Here is a 16,985-nt window from a genome sequence, read left to right on the forward strand (position 1 = left end):
GTAGCCTGGTGCAGTGCAGCGGGCTACAAAAAATAGACTAGGATACTCAATTACAACTTATCCTTTTCTTCTAATGAAATCACTCGAGCTTCATGTTCCAGCATCACCGGAATATCATCATGAACAGGAAATGCCAATCGGTCAAATTTACAAATAAGTTCTTGTTTTTTTATCAATAACTTCCCTTTACATAAAGGACATACCAATATTTCCAATAGCTTTTTATCCACAAAATTCTCCTATAATCCTAAGTCACTTTATTTCGTACATATACAGGTTGTGCTTCATCAGCTGTAACAGGCTTTTGCGCAGAAAACTGAACAAACTGAATCATAGCTGCTGCAGAAGGATATACGGTTAATTTATCATGTATTTGTGATTTAACTTCTGGAGTAAAATCATCCCAATATGAGTCTGTCCCTACTCCTGCAAGAATTACTGATTGTTTTTCAGGGAGGTTGAGTTCATGCACTGGTGTAACGTGTTCCTCTGCTGTCCATTGATTCTCAGCAAAATAAGCCCAATACATCTCATGCATCCGCGCATCCAATACGGCCAATACAGGTGAGTTGTGCATCTGCTTCTTCTGGCGAACTGACCAAGCAATAGCAACAAGACTACTCACTGGAATTAAAGGCAAATCATTGGCAAAGGCGAGGCCTTTTGCAATACTGCATGCAATTCGCAAACCGGTAAAACTTCCTGGTCCACGACCAAATACTATGGCATCCAGTTGACTCATTTGTAAATCAGCATTTACCATCAGCCTATCAACCATAGGTAAAATAAATTGGGCGTGCGTTTTTTGGTTACTTTGTTCTTCACAAAGTAACTCTTCTCCAGTAAGCAAAGCCAAACTGGCTCTTTCTGTAGATGTATCAATCGCTAACAGTTTCATAATCCAGCTCTAATTCTCTAATAAATTGAAGCACCTTATGCTCATCACGAGTTTTCGGTAACTGAGGCAAGCTGGCTAAGATACGTCCACCATAATCTCTACTGGTTAGACGGGGATCGGCGATCATTAAAACACCTTTATCCGTATTATCCCGAATTAAACGCCCTACTCCTTGCTTTAAAGCAATCACTGCCCCGGGTAAAGACAATTCATCAAAACCCGATAAACCTTTTTCTTTCAAATAAGCCATTCTACCGCGAATTACTGGGTCAACTGGACTGGAAAAAGGCAATTTATCAATAATAACACAAGAAAGAGCTTCCCCTTTAACATCCACCCCTTCCCAGAAAGTTGCAGTTCCCAATAAAACAGCATTGCCTAATTGCCTAAAACGCTCAAGTAAAATGGGTTTTGCCTCAGTTCCCTGAATCAACAAAGGATAGTTTAAAATACTGCCCATCATTTGAGCAACTTGTTTTAACGCTTTATGACTAGTAAATAGAAAAAAGCAGCGCCCTCCTAATGTTTCAATTAAAGGAATGGCTCGAGATACTAATGATTCATAATAAGTTGAATCTTTGGGATCAGGTAAACCTCTTGGTAAATACAGCAATGCTTGTTGCCGATAATCAAAAGGACTAGGCAATAATAAAGTTTTTGCCTCATACAATCCTAATGGCTTACAAAAACAATCAAAAGAGTCTGCTATAGTTAAGGTTGCAGAAGTAAAAACATAAGTACACTCTTGACGTTTGAGTAAATCACCGAATGTTTCAGCAACATCATACGGCGTAACATGAAAAACTAAAGTATGTTTAAAGCGCTCTAACCAACGTATTTTATGATTGTTTTCTTGAGTAAAGAATAATAAAACTCTGGCAAATTCCATCAATCGTTCTTTGCAGCGCACAAGTCCAGGAAATTCAGCAAGCGCTAATTCATGGAAACATGCCATGACTTCATCTTTTAATGTCAACCAATCACCCCAAACACGCATAAAGGATTTCTTATGCTTTATTTCTTCCCAACTAAATCGATCATCAACTTCAGGTAAACTACTTAATAGCTCATCCATCAATTTATCTGCTTTATGGCTTAAAGCTTTTAAAGGTTGATTTGCAAGGTCTACAGCAGGCCATTCTTTAATAAGATCATCCAATAAATCACGAAACTGACGCGTTCCGATTCGTTCACCATTAAAATGAGTTGCTATTTCAGCAAGTTGATGAGCCTCATCAAAAATAACTACATCAACGCCAGGTAATAATTCTCCAAATCCCTCTTCTTTCAACCGTGAGTCAGCAAAAAATAGATGATGATTAATGACGACTATATCAGCATCTAATGCACGTTTGCGAGCCTTGAGTAGAAAGCATGTTTCATGAGCAGGACATTCAGTACCCAGGCAATTATCTACTGTTGAGGTTACATAATGCCAAACTGGAGAATCTTCATTAAGTTCAGGCAACTCCGAACGATCACCATTTTTCATTTGCGACAATTTACTGCGTACGTGAGCTACTTCATGGGCGCATTGCGGACTTTGAAATTGCCCTTCTTCGGAATGTAATACAACACGATATTGGCAAATATAGTTGGATCTTCCTTTTAGATTTTGTATACGAGCAGATAATCCCAAAGCCCTGACTAAAGCAGGTAAGTCTTTTTGATAAAGTTGATCTTGTAACGTTTTGGTTGCTGTAGAAATTAAGGCTTTTTTTCCACTTAATAAACAAGGAAGTAAATAAGCAAAAGTCTTGCCAGTTCCTGTACCTGCTTCTGCAATTAAAATTGATTTTTCTTCAATTGCTTCAGCAATAGCCACGGCTAAATCGGACTGTGGCTTACGTGCCACAAACCCCGGAATAGCAGTGGAAAGCCGCCCTTTCTCACCAAGAATTCGCTGACATGATTCAGCTAGTGAAGTGATTTCTACCACTCTTTTTGTAAATATTGAAGTTTATCCTTAACCTCTTCCCAATCTTTGGCATCAGGGGGAGCATCTTTTTTTGCGGTAATATTAGGCCATGTTTTAGCAAGCTCGGCATTTAATTCTTTAAATTGCTGCTGCTCAGAAGTTAAATCATCCTCAGAAACAATCGCATTAACAGGACATTCCGGCTCACACAATGCACAATCGATACATTCTTCAGGGTGAATCACCAGAAAATTCGGCCCTTCATAAAAACAATCAACAGGACATACTTCAACACAATCAGTGTACTTACACTTAATACAACTTTCTGTTACTACAAAAGTCATGATAAACCTTTCTTACGCTGGGAAATAGTAAATATTAAATCATAAAACAGACCACTTAAGATAGTAATTTTCTTAGTAATTACATCATCTAAAACTGTCTTCTCATATTAAAACAACTTCGTGATCTTTGCTAAAAAAAATAAAATGATTCGAACGCTACAATTATTCACTTTTTATTCAAATACACTTCTTGAAAGATAAGTAGGTCTATGCTTTAATTTTACGCAATTTTTAAAATTACTGATGCGAGTGGTGTTTGAAATCTCACTAATGCTTTTGCTTCCCCAGCTTATCAAAGGAAATGAAATCTCAGCAGTGAAAATAATCGTCCACTTTTAACATGACATCGATGCCTATTTTCTGATTTTTGACGTTGGAGTAGTAAAGTACTATGGGATTAACAGTAAAACCTATTAACGCAAAGCACCGGAGGCTCATACGCCAAATACATGAATTTAATAAAATACCTGAAGAAGATACAGTCCAGCGTTTATTCTACTTACAGAAAATCAATTATCATATTAATTCAATACCTATATTTGAGGGAGAATTTAAATGGCTTGCAGCTAGAGGTCCTGAAAGTTGGCGAGCTCACCTGGAGATGCATGGAATAAATCCTGATGGTTCATTCCTTTTTAAAGGGATTCAGTTTGCAAAAGCTGTTGCCGCCCAAATACCAGCATCCCTCATATCCCCCGGATTGAAAGAGGAAGTAGAAGGAAAAAATATCTATGAACTAATGCAAGACCGAGATGCATTATTAAAAAGCGCAAGACCTTTTAGTGAAATAAAAGAACAATTTTTGGCTATAAGCGAACGTCTTAGTGTGTTGGCTGAAAAGGAGAGTATTCTAAAAAAGAATCTGGATGATCATGCTCAAATTCTAAGTTTGGCCAAAGAAAAAATCAGGGCAATTAAAGGTGAAAGTGATTTAAGTAGTTCTGACTATAAAACCGAAGTTCTAGGAGAAAAACAGGTCAATAATTTTAATTTTAAATTCAGAATGAAAGGGTGGAAGGAAGCGCTTGTTTTTCGAGTAGAAGACCGAAATGATTTGAGCTTTGAACAAGATCTTCACTCTTACCCAGTATCCAAATATTTCGCTAACGATGTTGCTTTATTTATGATGCAATTCAAAAGTGAAGACCACAAGGAAATTGAATTTAAACCTGTAGTTTTAAGTCAATTTGCCAATCAAGGAAGTCTATTAGATATTGCAAAAAAACTGAAAGGGCAACCACAACAAAAAATCGCGGCTATAACAAAATATTACTTCAATCAGATTAATGATTTTTGCCTCAAACTCAAAGAAGCAAATGCCTATCATCCTGATATTAAATTAAGTAATTTTTTGATGCATAACCATAAATTACTGATAAGTGACCGAAAAACGTTCGTACGTTCCCCAAAACCACTTGCCAGTACACTACGAAGTAGTCCCCGCTATGCTCCACCTCAATATCTTGCCTGTCTTGATGAAGCATGTGAGGATTACATACCTAAAGCGTATACTACTCAAATTGACATCGAGCAACTGATGTCTTACCAAATGGGCAAAGCGCTCAAGGAATTCCTCATCGTAACTCAACTGGGTGATATACCCGAAAAATCTGATGAGAAAAACAGAAGCGTACTCGCCCATTTTGAAAAGCCAAATCGTGCTATTATTAACTTGTCCATACTTGTTGAAGAGCTCACACGGTATGAGGAAGGGAAAAGGCTTACAATAGAACAGTTCAAGAGATTACTTCCCTTTTTCAATCATAATATCGATGATTTCTATAAACAGCTTGAAAAGGAATTACCTGCAAAAAATTTAGGGATTGAACACGAATTAAATGAAATTGATCAACTCTTACATAACAATAAGCTCAAAAGTATAAACTTTCTGGAGCAAGCAAACATAGTTTTTGCTACCATTTCAGAACAAAACCCGAAAGAACCTCGCTTCAATCGAGTAACTGAAAAGTTGGCGATAAAGTGTTATCAAGAATGTTCAAAAAGTTATTTTTCCCAAATTTCCCAGGATATTGAAGACGCACTTTTAACAAAAGACTGGGATTCTGCAAGTTGGTGGAGACAAATAATCCATACCCTATCTTTTGGTTTTTTCAGAGTAAAAAGAGTAACTACTGCGGATAATATAGACATTTCATTAAACTTTAATGATCCAGAATTCCGAACTCATTTTATTCAACTGGAGTTTTTACCTGCAACAATTCTGGATAATCTGGGCGCCAGTGAAGCAAATAATTTTAAAGATTATTTTCAAGCGCATTTGGAAGAGATAAGAGCTCTAAACGATACGAACTCAAATGGCGAAGAAGAAGTTGGTGTATTAGAAAAACAGAAAGACCCCACAGAAGAGGAAGCCAACATCCCTACTCCCAAAAAAAGTGCAGAAAAAAAGGATGAAGAACTCCTATCAACAGAAACGATAGTGGTTAAAAATAACAGTATTGAAAAATCAGATGAAGCAACATTTCCTACTAAAACATCTGCTGATGTAGAGCCACACGCTGATGAGGAATCATCTACTAAGCAACAAAAAACCGCTTCTCAAACTGATAAAAAACCAAAACATAAGAAAAGAACGTCCGTTGATCTTAAAGAAAACTACAGGTTTTTCGCAGAACTTGCCAAGGGCGCCAAAGATGATGATCCACAGATTAAGAAAAGATCAATACGTCGAGTCGGCAGTACACTCTTTAGAGGCGAGAAAAGCTCGCATTACCCTAGAGCTCAGGATATTTTTAGACAACCTTCAGTAGTCCAAGAAAAAGTCAGTAACCAGCAACATTTAACTACTGGGTTAATACAATAAATAATTGGCTTAGGGAAGAGCACCAACAACTCAAAATTATTTTTATCTTCAATTAAAAATAATCAAGGACTTTAAGTAGTTGTTGTTTCTTCTCTGGATTTACTAAATTTTTTCTTAAAACTGATATAATTATGCACTACGGAAGATTACTTATTTATATCAATGAAAAAATTTGTAATTTTTTTGTAAAAAAAATCAACATGATCAATTAATTAATACTCAAATATCTCTCATAGGCTAAATATATTAGTAGTGACTAAAAAAGAGTTTAAAATGAGCCGATTGAAAGATTTCGCTAATTTTGCCAATCGAATATATAAAAAATTGTCAAGAAGCGAAAAAGAAGCATCCCTGCCAAATTACATCATCTCAGAAACTGTTGTTTTATAAGCTGCACAAACCATTATTAAAATGAAAAGATTGTAATTTTATATAGTTTTCATCTGTACTCGCATTGATTATTATACGGAAATCCCTAATGTACTTTTTGACCAAAAGCATAAAAATTGTCTATATTTATAAACAGGTCAAATTGGTTTTATAAGGACATAACCAATGGAGCTGGAGCAAAAAAACAGGATTATTAAACGTTTTTTAAAAGAAAAAAGTGGAAATTCTGTTGCAGTGGAGCTGAAGGATGAGGATCTGGCGAGCTATGCTGATCTTGATAAATTATTAGATCATATTGATCTCCATAAAAATGGCTTATTTGACCTGGGAACTCTGGAAACAGATCCAGACCAGTGGCGGGAATTATGTGGCATTATTAAATACGCTTCTACTTTTGAAAAAGGAAGCTCTCCTCCTTTGCTTAAGAGTATTGATCTTGAAAAAGCAGAAGAAGGCATACGATATACTTTAAATGCACATGAAATTATTCGATTACCCAAAGATGATTACTATGAACGCCCGACCAATATTCCTCAAGATATTGATACTCAGTTAGATGATTTAATAATTAACAGCAGAACAAAACTGTATGCACTGACACAAACCTTTCCGGAAGCTATAGTTTTTGATGCATCCAATTCACTACAGGTTACTACGCAGATTCAACGTCTACAAGAAGAGATGGCACGAGTAGCTAATAGTGACTCGGAAAGGGAGAACGTAGAAAAAAGATTAAATATTTTATTGGATCTCAATAAAATCAATGAATTAAAACGAATCAATATCCCACAAGACAATGGATCAACTCTCGCCTATTGCATCTTACAAGAAAACGTAGGCGGGGTGACCGAAAAAATCTCATTAATCAGTCTGGAGAAGGTAAAAAAACAATTGCATTGCTTATGTAAGCGAGCAGAAGGCTTGAGTGTTGAGGCTTACCATGCTGAAAGAGAACATTATAAACTCAGTACGCAAGCCATTATTAAACTACCCAAACATGGCAATATTAAAGGAGTCCAGCATGAAGCTATGGCACTCAATATTTCCCGATTATTGGGATTAGATACAGCTGCTGCCACTACAATTTCCCATAATGGACATCCAGGGTTATTTATACCTTTTGAAGAAATACGCTTACTGAGTGAATTTTCTTTAGGGAAAACATTTTATGCATGGCTTGCAGGAAAAACCTATACCCATTATTCAACGATTAAACCTCTAGGTGAAGGAATACAAGCGGATTATTTTATCGAAGATTTTGGCAGAGCACTCGGTTTACTTTATCTATGTAGCGATACCGATGCAATTGGAGGCAATTGCCAAAACAAGGCCTTAAGAAATGCAAAATCACTTTTTATCTTTGACCAATCACTCATGGATACTGATAAATTTATTCTTGATTCACGAATATGCCTTATACCAGGTGACTTTCTTAGAAAGCATACTCGCCATGGCTTGGGACGCAATCGCACAATTATTGAAGATTCATCTATGTATTCTAAATTCGAAAGTATCATGCAATTGCGCTCTATTGGCGATAAAATTATCCAATATATCAATCACATTGCATGGCAACATCACCAACAAGCATCCCGAATTAAACGACAATTTAAAAAACCACTAAGTACAGAAAAACAAAGCCAATTAACTTCTGAGTTAAGTGATCTGATGGTTCTTGAAAAAGATGCAGAAGCACTGCAAACAAGAGTATTAGAGCGTCTTGAAGCAATTGATAACATACTTCCCCAAACGGCAGGCGATATCGATTCTTTCGGAATAAGGCAAGCGTTAATTTTTGAAAAACTCCTGCATAATCCCATATTATTTAGCGACGACGGCCGCGCCTTTAAATATCCTTGGACTCACAGACAGCAAAATAAAATTAAAAAAGTAGAGGATCTCGGCAATGACTTGATACAACTAACTTTTAGTGAGAAGGTTTCTGTAGCCATGCTTGATTTTATTAAACGACGTAGTGGAGCAGATTCAATCACCAACACTTCAGCCAAAAGTGTAACCCTAAGTAAAATACACTTTGCTGCATTACGAGAAGATACACTCCATCCTGAACATCAATTAGTTTTGAATCCCACTATGAACTATTTGGATCCCGCTGATTTGGGAGTAATCAAGGATGCTTATAATATGGGAAATAGAACCTATATTATGAGTACGATTGCAAGCTATTCTAAAAAGATGAAGTGCGATACAGCGTCTACTGATGAAAAATTGAAATGCATCATTGAAACCGAAGAGCGACTTAGAGAGCTTATTATTACAGCCCATGATAGAGGTTTTGGCATGCATGTCTTTAAAAAATTCTTTTTTGATGCACAACAACAATTACAAAAAATGATTTCGCCTTTGAAATTCCCGGTGAGGTTAAATGATGCTTTTACCGCTGCTTTAAAACTTGATAGAGTATCTGAATTTAATGCCGTAGTTCTGGAAGCAATAAAACACGATAAAATCACCGATCAACAATTCACCAACTTTCTTGATGAGTGCATACTCAAAGCAAGCGCAGCAACAAATTATCTGCAAGCACAAGAAAAAAGCCAAGAGCTATCCGGTATTGCAAAAAAGGTAATACATCAATTAGAAGCTCTTTCCACGTCTTGGAGTCAATTTCTTGCAACAAGTATGCGCCCAAAAAGATTGAATCAAACCGAGCCAATAGTTATCACTGAAACAATACAAGGGAAGGAAGAAGATGAATGGGTAATAAAATCATCCCCTAATTCATCAATATTGGACAATGATACAAGAGGAACAAATAGGAATATCATGCAAGTCTAAGAGACTTGTTCACTAAATGCAGTTAATGGAGCTACTATGCCTATACATGAGAGACGTCAACATTTTCGGGTAGAAGATCATATCTATTTTAACTACCGAATTATGGAACCTGGAGAGCTGTGCCCTGATCGCGCAGTTGTGGATCAACTTTTAGGCAAAAATGGACAACGATATCTTGAGGCAGCACATTATTTTCAAGAAATTGATTATGAACTGGCTGAACTCACCCAAGTTATTGCCCTTAAAGAACCAACAATAGCCCATTATCTTAACCTTTTAAATGCAAAAATAGATTATTTGTCACGACAAATGCTGATGACGAATACCATTCAGCTGCGTAAAGTCAATATTAGTCTGGGTGGAATGGCATTTAAGACACCTGATCTTATTAAAGAAAAAACCCTGATAAAACTAGTAATCTATACTAAACCGAAAATGATTCCCATAATTGTGGAAGGCACTGTAGTCTACAGCCAATATCAAAGTGAGCATAATTACCGCACGGCAGTACAGTTTAACGGATTAACAAGTGAACAGGAGCAAATTCTTTCTCAACATATTTTATTGGCTCAGGCAAAACATCGTTCAGACTAAAAAATTTAAGTAATTTTAAGTACAAAATTGCCGAATAACACGTAAACTATACTCTGTTTATGATGTTGGAAATAAGAGGCAAAACATGACCAGAATAGTACATTGCTGTAAATTAAACCAAGATGCCGAAGGCTTATTAAAACCACCCTTCCCCGGAGCATTAGGAGAACGGATTTATAATGAAGTTTCGAAACAAGCCTGGAATATGTGGCTAAGCCATCAAACCATGCTCATCAATGAATACCGCCTGAATTTAATGGAAGCTAAAGCTCGCGAGTTTTTAAAAGAAGAAATGCAAAAATATTTTTTTGGTGAAGGCTCTGAAAAACCATCAGGCTACACTCCTGAATAAATCAAAAAAATAAGCCTTTGCAAAAAACTCAATAATACGCAATAGTCCCGCGTACAAAATTCTTTGGGAAGGTCATAAAATTTAAAAAGGTTTTATTGTTAAATATTGAATTTTTATGGCCCCTATGTACTGCACTTTATATTTGCATTTTTATAGCCTCCTACCTACCACGCTTTATGCGCGGTACCTACCGTCTTTAAAGTCAAGGATTATTGCTACATAGCTGGGCAATAATCCTTTGCTTGTGTAAGCACCGCATTCATCGTCACTAACATCTTTCGCATAACAGCAACAATACCTACTTTCTTTGCTTTACCAGTGCTTATTAGGCGCTTGTAAAATTCCCTCATTTTTTTGTCATATCGAATGGCTGATAAAGCGCCCATATAAAGTATTTTTCTAAGACTGTTTCTTCCATTTTGAGTGATTGCACGTCCCCTCTGTTTCCCACTATCTTTTGTTATAGGAGCAACTTCGACTAAGGCTGCAATCTCTTTTTTATTAGCATAACCAAGCTCTGGCAGTTCTGCAATTAGTGTTAAAGCGAATGTTGGGCCAACGCCTATCATTGCCTGAAGGCGGGTATACCTTTCTGCGAGCTCTTGTTCCGATTTAATTAATTTTATCATTTGTGTCTCGATGCTGGTCATTTGTTTTGCCAAAAGTTTGAGCATCTCTTTGTGTGTTTGTTTGACTTCAGGTATTTTGGCGTTACCCAATCGACACGCTTCTTGATGATGAAACTCTTTCAGCTGACTTAACCTGCTATTAAGCGCAGTAAGCTTCATTAACAGCTTATTGCGTACTGTCATACCCATTTCATCAAAACATTCTGCTGCTAATAGTTCATAACCACTAGTACTTTCCAGGACAACCAGGGGTCTCATTAGGTTGCTCAAAATTCTTTTTAATAAAACCAATAATAGACTTTCTATCTTGAGGCAATTGGACGATTATTTTATCTGTTGCAACATCTACACCACAAAAAGTACTGAAAATTTTACTCATTCTTGTTATCCTTTATAAAGATTCAGACACTTGATTGGGTACACGGTCTTTATGACCTTCCTACCGTTCGCGTTCTAGTGTAACAGTGGATAATCACAAAGGGACAATCCAGAAAGCAATTGATGTACTTTTAAGTTCTGTAAATCAAAATCTCAGGAATAAAATATAAAACGCAAAAATCTCTCATTTTTTTCTCTCTTTTCCCAATGTCTGGAACAAATTTAACACACAAGAAAAACAATAACTCACTTTGGGTTTAATAAACACAAATCGGAGCTATTAGATACTAAAATTATGATAAAAATTAATGGCTTATACAAAAAAATACTATGATTTTAAAAAACACATACAATAATTATTCAAGAAATAAATCGCGTTGAAGTAAAAAACAATTTTTTTTAAAAAAAAATGCATTCAACACTTGACTCAAAACGCTTCTCGGAGTCTAATAGCAACCCTCGGGGCCAGATAGCTCAGTCGGTAGAGCAGAGGACTGAAAATCCTCGTGTCGGCAGTTCGATTCTGCCTCTGGCCACCATGAGACCCGAGTATAATCAATAAGTTATAGATAACCTCCCTAATAAAGCAAAAATCACGGCTCTTTCCCATTTAAGGGGGCAGCTTCAATCACCCGCAGAGCACCTTAACACGCACTCTATAATTTTCAAAATTCCTAAAACCATAAGCTCTTCGCTGAATGAGTTTCATTTTGCGATGAAACCCTTCGGTTATTCCATTAGATTTACTAAACCGCCACATTCTGGCGACCTCATCTTTCCAAGCACTAAGAGTTTTTCCTAGCGAAGCTAACGCTTTAAACGCGCTCTGCTTCAATTCAACAAGCATATCCAAGAATGTAGGAATTACTTTACGGCAGGCACGTTGAGTTAAAGCTCTTTTCATTAACAGAGAATGAAGTTCTTGCTGAAATTGATAGATGGTTGTTCTCCCATCCTACGGATGTTCTAACTATAAAAATATAAACATTGCGGCTATCGTATTAAGCATTATCCTATGTATACTAAATAGAAAAGTATATATTCTCATTATTCTTGATATTCCCAACTATGCATATATATTCTAAGTTGAGTGTCATCAGAGTATGGGGCTGTGAAGCATTTCAAGGTTGCCTTGCATTTCTTATCTATTCTCAGGGATACCTGTTGACCTCTTAAACTCGCTGCCTGAGTTGAGTCTCTCACATAGTCTGATGAACCAACCACAGAGACATAACCAAGGCCACCTGTATATTTAAAATCAAAACTCACTAATGAATTAGGCTCAGCATCTTTAATAACAAAAGTAGTCAGTTGCTCATGATCTGTAGGCTTAATTATTGTTGTGTAAATATGACGAGGCAGGTGATAAACGAACCTATTTCCAAAAAAGTTACCTTTCTCTTTTTCTCTCTTATAAGCTATGTATGGAGCGCTAATTAGACCAATTAAAAGGTAAATCCCATAAGATCCAACAAAAGCTATTGCACCGACAATTAAGGTATTTAGTTCATCCATCATCTTATTTTCATCAAAAAAATAGCGATAAAACGAAAGAGTGATGGCAGGTGCACAAAGTGCCAAAATAAGGCTCCTTTTAAAAACAGGCCCGGTAGCCCATTCGAAAAACACAGATTTGGAAAACCTGCATATGCGGAATACTCGCATCCAAAACATTGTCTATCCCTATTTCGATATCGGAATTCTAGAGATGAAAGGTTACATATGTCAAAAGATTGCATAAAATAATCCTTCTCGCTGTGCTTTCTATGTCAAACTGGTTCAAATCAATAAGTTATAATCTCCATAAATTATTTATATCTTCTATTTCCAAATTATTGTTCCTATATCAAGCTTAAGGGATTTTGGAAAGCGTACGGATTTGACACCTGTCCATCATGTAGATTACTAATTGGAATTAATACAGTATTGGGGATTTGGTTTTTTTGGCACCTATAATTTTTTTTAACCTTATAAAATCCTGTTTGTAGTTTGATGAAAGTGAATCCATCAAAAAATGGTCAAAAAGGATGTTTTTTAGATATTTTTTCTTAACTTAATGGCAGTGGGTCAGGACCTGACCCCATTGCATTACTGAATAAAACTAATCTTATCAACCGCCCATTTTTTCTCTGATTTTAGCAATAATCAAAGACGCTAGTTCCGAAGTGTTTAAGCCGCCTATTGTAAAAGCCCCATCAGAATAGCTACTCAATTTAAAAGAAATCGTCCCATCTTCTTGAATTTCACCTAAACTTGTCATAACTAATGTTAATCCTTGTATGAAATATTTGGGAAAATAATTTGCATAATATTTTATAGAAGGCATATTAAGCAGATCGGCAAGCTGATTAGTCCAATTAACTTGTATCCACTCAGCAACCTTTTCCATATCATGGGCTGGATTTTTGAGATTAAATTCTTGACTCCATGTCGGTGAATCAGGGACACCAATAGAGAAATAACTTTTACTGCCTACAGAGGCACTCCAACGGCCATCGTAAGCATCAAGTTGGAGATAGTTATTAATATGGGTGAGAAAAACATCGTCTTTAGATAAATAGTCAAAAGAACCTTGTACCGTTAAATTTACCCCTGTCCATTCAGAAATCGGTGAAGTAAAATCCAAAAATAAATCAAGTCCGTAGAAAACCTTTTGTAGCAATAGATCATATTCTGTCTTATCTTTCAAATTGCGATATTCTTCGCTCATAGTCCGTATTGCCTTTATGACGAGATCCACCAAAGAGTTTTTACCAAATCCATTGCCAAAAATTTTCCAGTTTCCAGCCTTTACGTCATTTTGCTGATCTTGCCATTCAAAGGCTAGGCTTTGTTTATCCAGCTCAAATTTGATTTTCATTTCTGGATGAGCATTCTGCACCAGATCCATAGATGTGAATAAATATAAATGGATATCTCCCTCTGCACTTAACATTAAGGTTTTGAAAAGATAATGACCGAAACTGGCTGCAGTTTTAGAGTTTTTCTGTTCAAACACTTTATTAAGAGGCTTGGCATTTAAATCCAAGGTCATTTCTCTTCGATTAACATTAACGATGTTGGAGAATTTTAAATCAAAGGAACCTAATGAACGTGTCCATTCACTACCATTTTGAGTAATCACTTTGAACTTTACTTCGGGTCCTAGCACTAAAATTTGAGCAATATCAGAAAATGATGGCCATTGTTTCGTCACTATAGGATCAAGGACTTGTCCATTATTGAGAGTCATTTCTGCTTGTAGGCTTTCAGCTTCTATTCTTACTTTCTGAATTAAATTTTGCTGGGGGAAAATATTTGCTATATCAAATTCAAGAGTAGCAGCTGAAAGAGTAGTGGTAATTAATTGAAAGCCAAGAAACAAAAGAGAGGAAATATAACGCATGATCGTACCTCAAAAAAATTATGTAGATTTTTATATTGGGTTTTTAGCTTGGCGATTTTACCAGTCGTATAAATAAAAATCGACTATAGGAAATTCAAAAGTCATAGGGGACAAAGTCATAAGGGTCGGGACCAAAAAATTTCTATTAATAAACAATAGGATATCTCACAAAACCCTTTTATTTTACTACTTAAATGGCTATTTTTGAGTCTTAAAACAGCTTTAAAAAACATAACGATTTCGAGCTACTGTGATTATATTTTTTGCAACCTTTTTGATTTTGCAAAAGAAAGATCAAATCCCCAAGCTAATCTTTTAGTAAATTTGCTTGGTTTTATCATAAATTTGGAAGAGATGGGTTTAACTGAAGTTAGTAAAAGAACAGATTTTGGGCTAGAAGTGGCAAAGCATTTTATTAACATCACAAAGAGCCAAAATTTCTCTGTGTGGATTTTGCGTATTTGGGGAAGACCTTGTTATACATCGTAGGACATTTGTAGTGGTTTCCTGAGATATAAATTATAATGAAATCAATAAGTTATTCTTAAACTGAGTGACTGAAAATCCTCGTGTCGGCAGTTCGATTCTGCCTCTGGCCACCATGTAAATCAAGGAGTTACGTGGTGGTTACCCGGTGCATTCTAGCTCCAAGTGCGACAGTCATTTTTAGGCTCTTTCCCATTTCCGGGGGCACTAATCAAGAACACAAAATTTCTAAAACCATTTTTTGATTATAAAATCAAGGAGTTAGTCTAGATACATTTGATTAAAGCGCACTTTTTTGTGTAAAGCCAGTCTTGCCTAAAAAGCGAACATGAAATCTGGTATTGTTCTTTTACCCCCCTCTTCTTTATTTACAGTTGCCCATGCACGCATTCGGCTTCTTTCGTTCGGAAATAATAAAAAACTAAATCCACGTAGGAAAAATTGTATTCCCCAAATTGACTGCTATATTTAATAAATCTCATTTAATTCGCTTTCTTAGGGAGAACATCATGGATGATTCAAGCAAAAAACCATCACTTCATAATGCAAAAACACATATTGAAGAGGCTGCAAGTGAAATTTTAGAAGCAGGAAAAAAACGTGCTAATGAGATTTATGAAGAAAGCATTAAAAAAGTCACTCAAGCAGAAGTCAATATTGAAGAGTGTGCTAATAAGTTCATCTGGAAAATTAAAGAAAATCCTCTTACGTCAGTTCTCATTGCTGGAGGAATTGGATATCTACTTGCCAAAATTATGAAGAAGTAACAAAACCTGGCGAACGAAATGATGTAATTCGAAATGCAAATATCGCGGATAACGAGCTTGTAATTACAATACTCCTGATTGTAAGCAATCAAGCTCCTTGTTGTAGGAAATTTTTGTATTAAGACATCAATGTTCGAATAGTAACGCAACAATGACGTGCGTTACTATGAAAACCTATCTCCACTTGCAGCTTAATCTTCGGGAATCCCAATTCTTTAGAGTATGGAGTTTGTCATATGTATCTTTTTAAAAGTGACAATTAAATTTGAATCTTTCATTTTGGTAACCATAGAATTTGGATCATAACCATCGGGTAATTGAAATGATTGACTGTAATTGCTTTGAGAATAACTTACACTTTTGTTGTTATCTTGTTCCCGTGTGATTTTCTGCGTTACGTTTGTGCTCACAACTAATTGTCTATTTTTAACCGAAACGTCAACTTTACTATCAGAACCTTTTGGTAATTTTATTTTATAAACAATCTCATTTTTATTCTCTTCAATTTGAATATTACTTGCATTACCAAAAAGATTTTGAGTAGGTTGGTTTACAAGGTTATTTTGCATTTGTAAAAATTGATTTTTGATAAACTGGTCCATAGCTTGTTGCATTTTGTACATTTGCTGAAGAGCATCATTATGCGATTGAAAAAAAGGATCGTTATCAAATGGATCTAAAATTAATTGGTCGTTACTATTTTGTATTTGATTATTTGGCTTCGCCTCAAGAGCGATGACCCCTGTTGATATTGCAGTGATGAAAGCAACTGTAATTAAAATAGGAAGTAGTTTTTTTTGCATTGAAATCTCCTTACAAGATTTATTTATAAAAAATTCTAGTCACTATTTTACATAGATATACTGGACTAACCTCATTACTCTTACTTTTTTAATGTTAGAAACAATGTATTAAATGTCGGGATAACTATACTTTTTTCAAGTCCATATTCTAAAAATTATTGAATTAGCTATAACTCAATCAATTAGAAAATAATGACTTTTCATACACGACCAGCTGGTTCAGACCTTATCCTGGAAAAATAGAAAAGCAAAGTTTTGCTAACTGGCTAAAATAGTTCAAATGAGTTAACAATTATAAGATTTATTTGTATTCTTTCTCCTGGATTAATGCTTGCTCTGCCTCTGCTTGTAGTCCTCAAAGTGTGCTTTTGGAAATCCCAATGGATGTTTGCCCGTAGTATTTATTATTCGCCATGTT

14 protein-coding genes, 2 tRNA genes and 1 pseudogene are annotated in these 16,985 nt (G+C 35.8%); 7 read left to right on the forward strand and 10 right to left on the reverse strand.

The features are described 5' to 3' along the window. Positions 1–50 precede the first annotated feature (50 nt). Genes DY223_RS10205 through fdxA form a run of 4 tightly spaced genes read right to left on the reverse strand, consistent with a single transcriptional unit; the run spans position 51 to position 3,160 of the window. On the reverse strand, positions 51–230 hold the full coding sequence (locus DY223_RS10205) for a Trm112 family protein (RefSeq protein WP_058458894.1): 180 nt from the start codon (positions 228–230) through the stop codon (positions 51–53). A gap of 17 nt (positions 231–247) precedes the next feature. Further along, positions 248–898: a tRNA (adenosine(37)-N6)-threonylcarbamoyltransferase complex dimerization subunit type 1 TsaB gene (gene tsaB, locus DY223_RS10210; RefSeq protein ID WP_058458895.1), complete on the reverse strand. Its 651-nt coding sequence runs from the start codon at positions 896–898 to the stop codon at positions 248–250. Beyond that, on the reverse strand, positions 879–2,837 hold the full coding sequence (locus tag DY223_RS10215; protein WP_058458896.1) for a DNA repair helicase YoaA: 1,959 nt from the start codon (positions 2,835–2,837) through the stop codon (positions 879–881). Before DY223_RS10215 ends, tsaB begins: the two co-directional genes overlap by 20 nt. Beyond that, complete coding sequence (fdxA, locus tag DY223_RS10220) at positions 2,831–3,160, reverse strand: ferredoxin FdxA (RefSeq protein ID WP_058458897.1); 330 nt, start codon at positions 3,158–3,160, stop codon at positions 2,831–2,833. The genes DY223_RS10215 and fdxA overlap by 7 nt, the downstream gene beginning before the upstream one ends. Before the next feature lie 391 nt (positions 3,161–3,551). On the opposite strand from fdxA, the gene legK7 reads away from it, so the two are divergent. The 4 genes from legK7 to DY223_RS10240 all read left to right on the forward strand — a co-directional run bounded on the left by legK7 (position 3,552) and on the right by DY223_RS10240 (position 10,119). Further along, positions 3,552–5,984 carry a LegK7 family Dot/Icm T4SS effector kinase gene (gene legK7, locus DY223_RS10225; RefSeq protein WP_064115092.1) on the forward strand — a complete coding sequence of 811 codons (2,433 nt, stop codon included), beginning with the start codon at positions 3,552–3,554 and terminating at the stop codon, positions 5,982–5,984. A 555-nt stretch (positions 5,985–6,539) separates the two neighbouring features. Continuing rightward, positions 6,540–9,173 (forward strand): hypothetical protein, encoded by a 2,634-nt coding sequence (locus DY223_RS10230; protein WP_058458898.1) that lies wholly within the window; start codon positions 6,540–6,542, stop codon positions 9,171–9,173. A 36-nt stretch (positions 9,174–9,209) separates the two neighbouring features. Beyond that, positions 9,210–9,767 carry a PilZ domain-containing protein gene (locus DY223_RS10235; protein ID WP_058458899.1) on the forward strand — a complete coding sequence of 186 codons (558 nt, stop codon included), beginning with the start codon at positions 9,210–9,212 and terminating at the stop codon, positions 9,765–9,767. Between the two features lie 85 nt (positions 9,768–9,852). After that, a complete protein-coding gene (locus DY223_RS10240) occupies positions 9,853–10,119 on the forward strand; it encodes an oxidative damage protection protein (protein ID WP_058458900.1) in 267 nt (88 codons plus the stop codon). A 215-nt stretch (positions 10,120–10,334) separates the two neighbouring features. On the opposite strand, the gene DY223_RS10245 is transcribed toward DY223_RS10240, so the two are convergent. Both DY223_RS10245 and DY223_RS19120 read right to left on the reverse strand, forming a co-directional pair. After that, on the reverse strand, positions 10,335–11,006 hold the full coding sequence (locus DY223_RS10245) for an IS110 family transposase (protein WP_064115172.1): 672 nt from the start codon (positions 11,004–11,006) through the stop codon (positions 10,335–10,337). Then, entirely contained in the window at positions 10,975–11,127 is a 153-nt protein-coding gene (locus DY223_RS19120) for a hypothetical protein (RefSeq protein WP_154669267.1), read from the reverse strand. The genes DY223_RS10245 and DY223_RS19120 overlap by 32 nt, the downstream gene beginning before the upstream one ends. A gap of 462 nt (positions 11,128–11,589) precedes the next feature. Between DY223_RS19120 and DY223_RS10250 the strand changes: the two genes are divergently transcribed. After that, positions 11,590–11,665, forward strand: a tRNA-Phe gene (locus tag DY223_RS10250). A gap of 89 nt (positions 11,666–11,754) precedes the next feature. On the opposite strand, the pseudogene DY223_RS10255 reads toward DY223_RS10250, so the two are convergent. From DY223_RS10255 to DY223_RS10265, 3 genes and pseudogenes are all read right to left on the reverse strand, one after another. Beyond that, positions 11,755–12,066, reverse strand: a pseudogene (locus DY223_RS10255) (transposase); the annotation flags it as partial. 107 nt (positions 12,067–12,173) lie between these two features. Continuing rightward, the gene (locus DY223_RS10260; RefSeq protein ID WP_131744495.1) at positions 12,174–12,707 is read right to left on the reverse strand and encodes a hypothetical protein; all 534 of its coding nucleotides are present in this window, start codon (positions 12,705–12,707) and stop codon (positions 12,174–12,176) included. A gap of 529 nt (positions 12,708–13,236) precedes the next feature. Beyond that, positions 13,237–14,511 (reverse strand): hypothetical protein, encoded by a 1,275-nt coding sequence (locus DY223_RS10265; protein ID WP_058460001.1) that lies wholly within the window; start codon positions 14,509–14,511, stop codon positions 13,237–13,239. 533 nt (positions 14,512–15,044) lie between these two features. Between DY223_RS10265 and DY223_RS19125 the strand changes: the two genes are divergently transcribed. After that, positions 15,045–15,113 (forward strand) — tRNA-Phe (locus DY223_RS19125). A 393-nt stretch (positions 15,114–15,506) separates the two neighbouring features. Continuing rightward, positions 15,507–15,764, forward strand: a complete 258-nt coding sequence (locus DY223_RS10275) for a hypothetical protein (protein ID WP_058460003.1) — start codon at positions 15,507–15,509, stop codon at positions 15,762–15,764. Between the two features lie 215 nt (positions 15,765–15,979). On the opposite strand, the gene DY223_RS10280 is transcribed toward DY223_RS10275, so the two are convergent. Next, entirely contained in the window at positions 15,980–16,567 is a 588-nt protein-coding gene (locus tag DY223_RS10280; protein WP_058460004.1) for an Hsp20/alpha crystallin family protein, read from the reverse strand. Positions 16,568–16,985 lie beyond the last annotated feature (418 nt).

The organism is Legionella bozemanae (assembly GCF_900450575.1).
In the GTDB taxonomy this organism is placed as follows: domain Bacteria; phylum Pseudomonadota; class Gammaproteobacteria; order Legionellales; family Legionellaceae; genus Legionella; species Legionella bozemanae.

Bases quoted from the DNA above. Each gene is read 5' to 3' on its own strand.
- tsaB (WP_058458895.1), bottom strand. From the start codon at position 898: ATGAAACTGTTAGCGATTGATACATCTACAGAAAGAGCCAGTTTGGCT.
- fdxA (WP_058458897.1), bottom strand. From the start codon at position 3,160: ATGACTTTTGTAGTAACAGAAAGTTGTATTAAGTGTAAGTACACTGAT.
- legK7 (WP_064115092.1), top strand. From the start codon at position 3,552: ATGGGATTAACAGTAAAACCTATTAACGCAAAGCACCGGAGGCTCATA.
- DY223_RS10230 (WP_058458898.1), top strand. From the start codon at position 6,540: ATGGAGCTGGAGCAAAAAAACAGGATTATTAAACGTTTTTTAAAAGAA.
- DY223_RS10235 (WP_058458899.1), top strand. From the start codon at position 9,210: ATGCCTATACATGAGAGACGTCAACATTTTCGGGTAGAAGATCATATC.
- DY223_RS10240 (WP_058458900.1), top strand. From the start codon at position 9,853: ATGACCAGAATAGTACATTGCTGTAAATTAAACCAAGATGCCGAAGGC.
- DY223_RS10245 (WP_064115172.1), bottom strand. From the start codon at position 11,006: ATGAGACCCCTGGTTGTCCTGGAAAGTACTAGTGGTTATGAACTATTA.
- DY223_RS19120 (WP_154669267.1), bottom strand. From the start codon at position 11,127: ATGAGTAAAATTTTCAGTACTTTTTGTGGTGTAGATGTTGCAACAGAT.
- DY223_RS10265 (WP_058460001.1), bottom strand. From the start codon at position 14,511: ATGCGTTATATTTCCTCTCTTTTGTTTCTTGGCTTTCAATTAATTACC.
- DY223_RS10275 (WP_058460003.1), top strand. From the start codon at position 15,507: ATGGATGATTCAAGCAAAAAACCATCACTTCATAATGCAAAAACACAT.
- DY223_RS10280 (WP_058460004.1), bottom strand. From the start codon at position 16,567: ATGCAAAAAAAACTACTTCCTATTTTAATTACAGTTGCTTTCATCACT.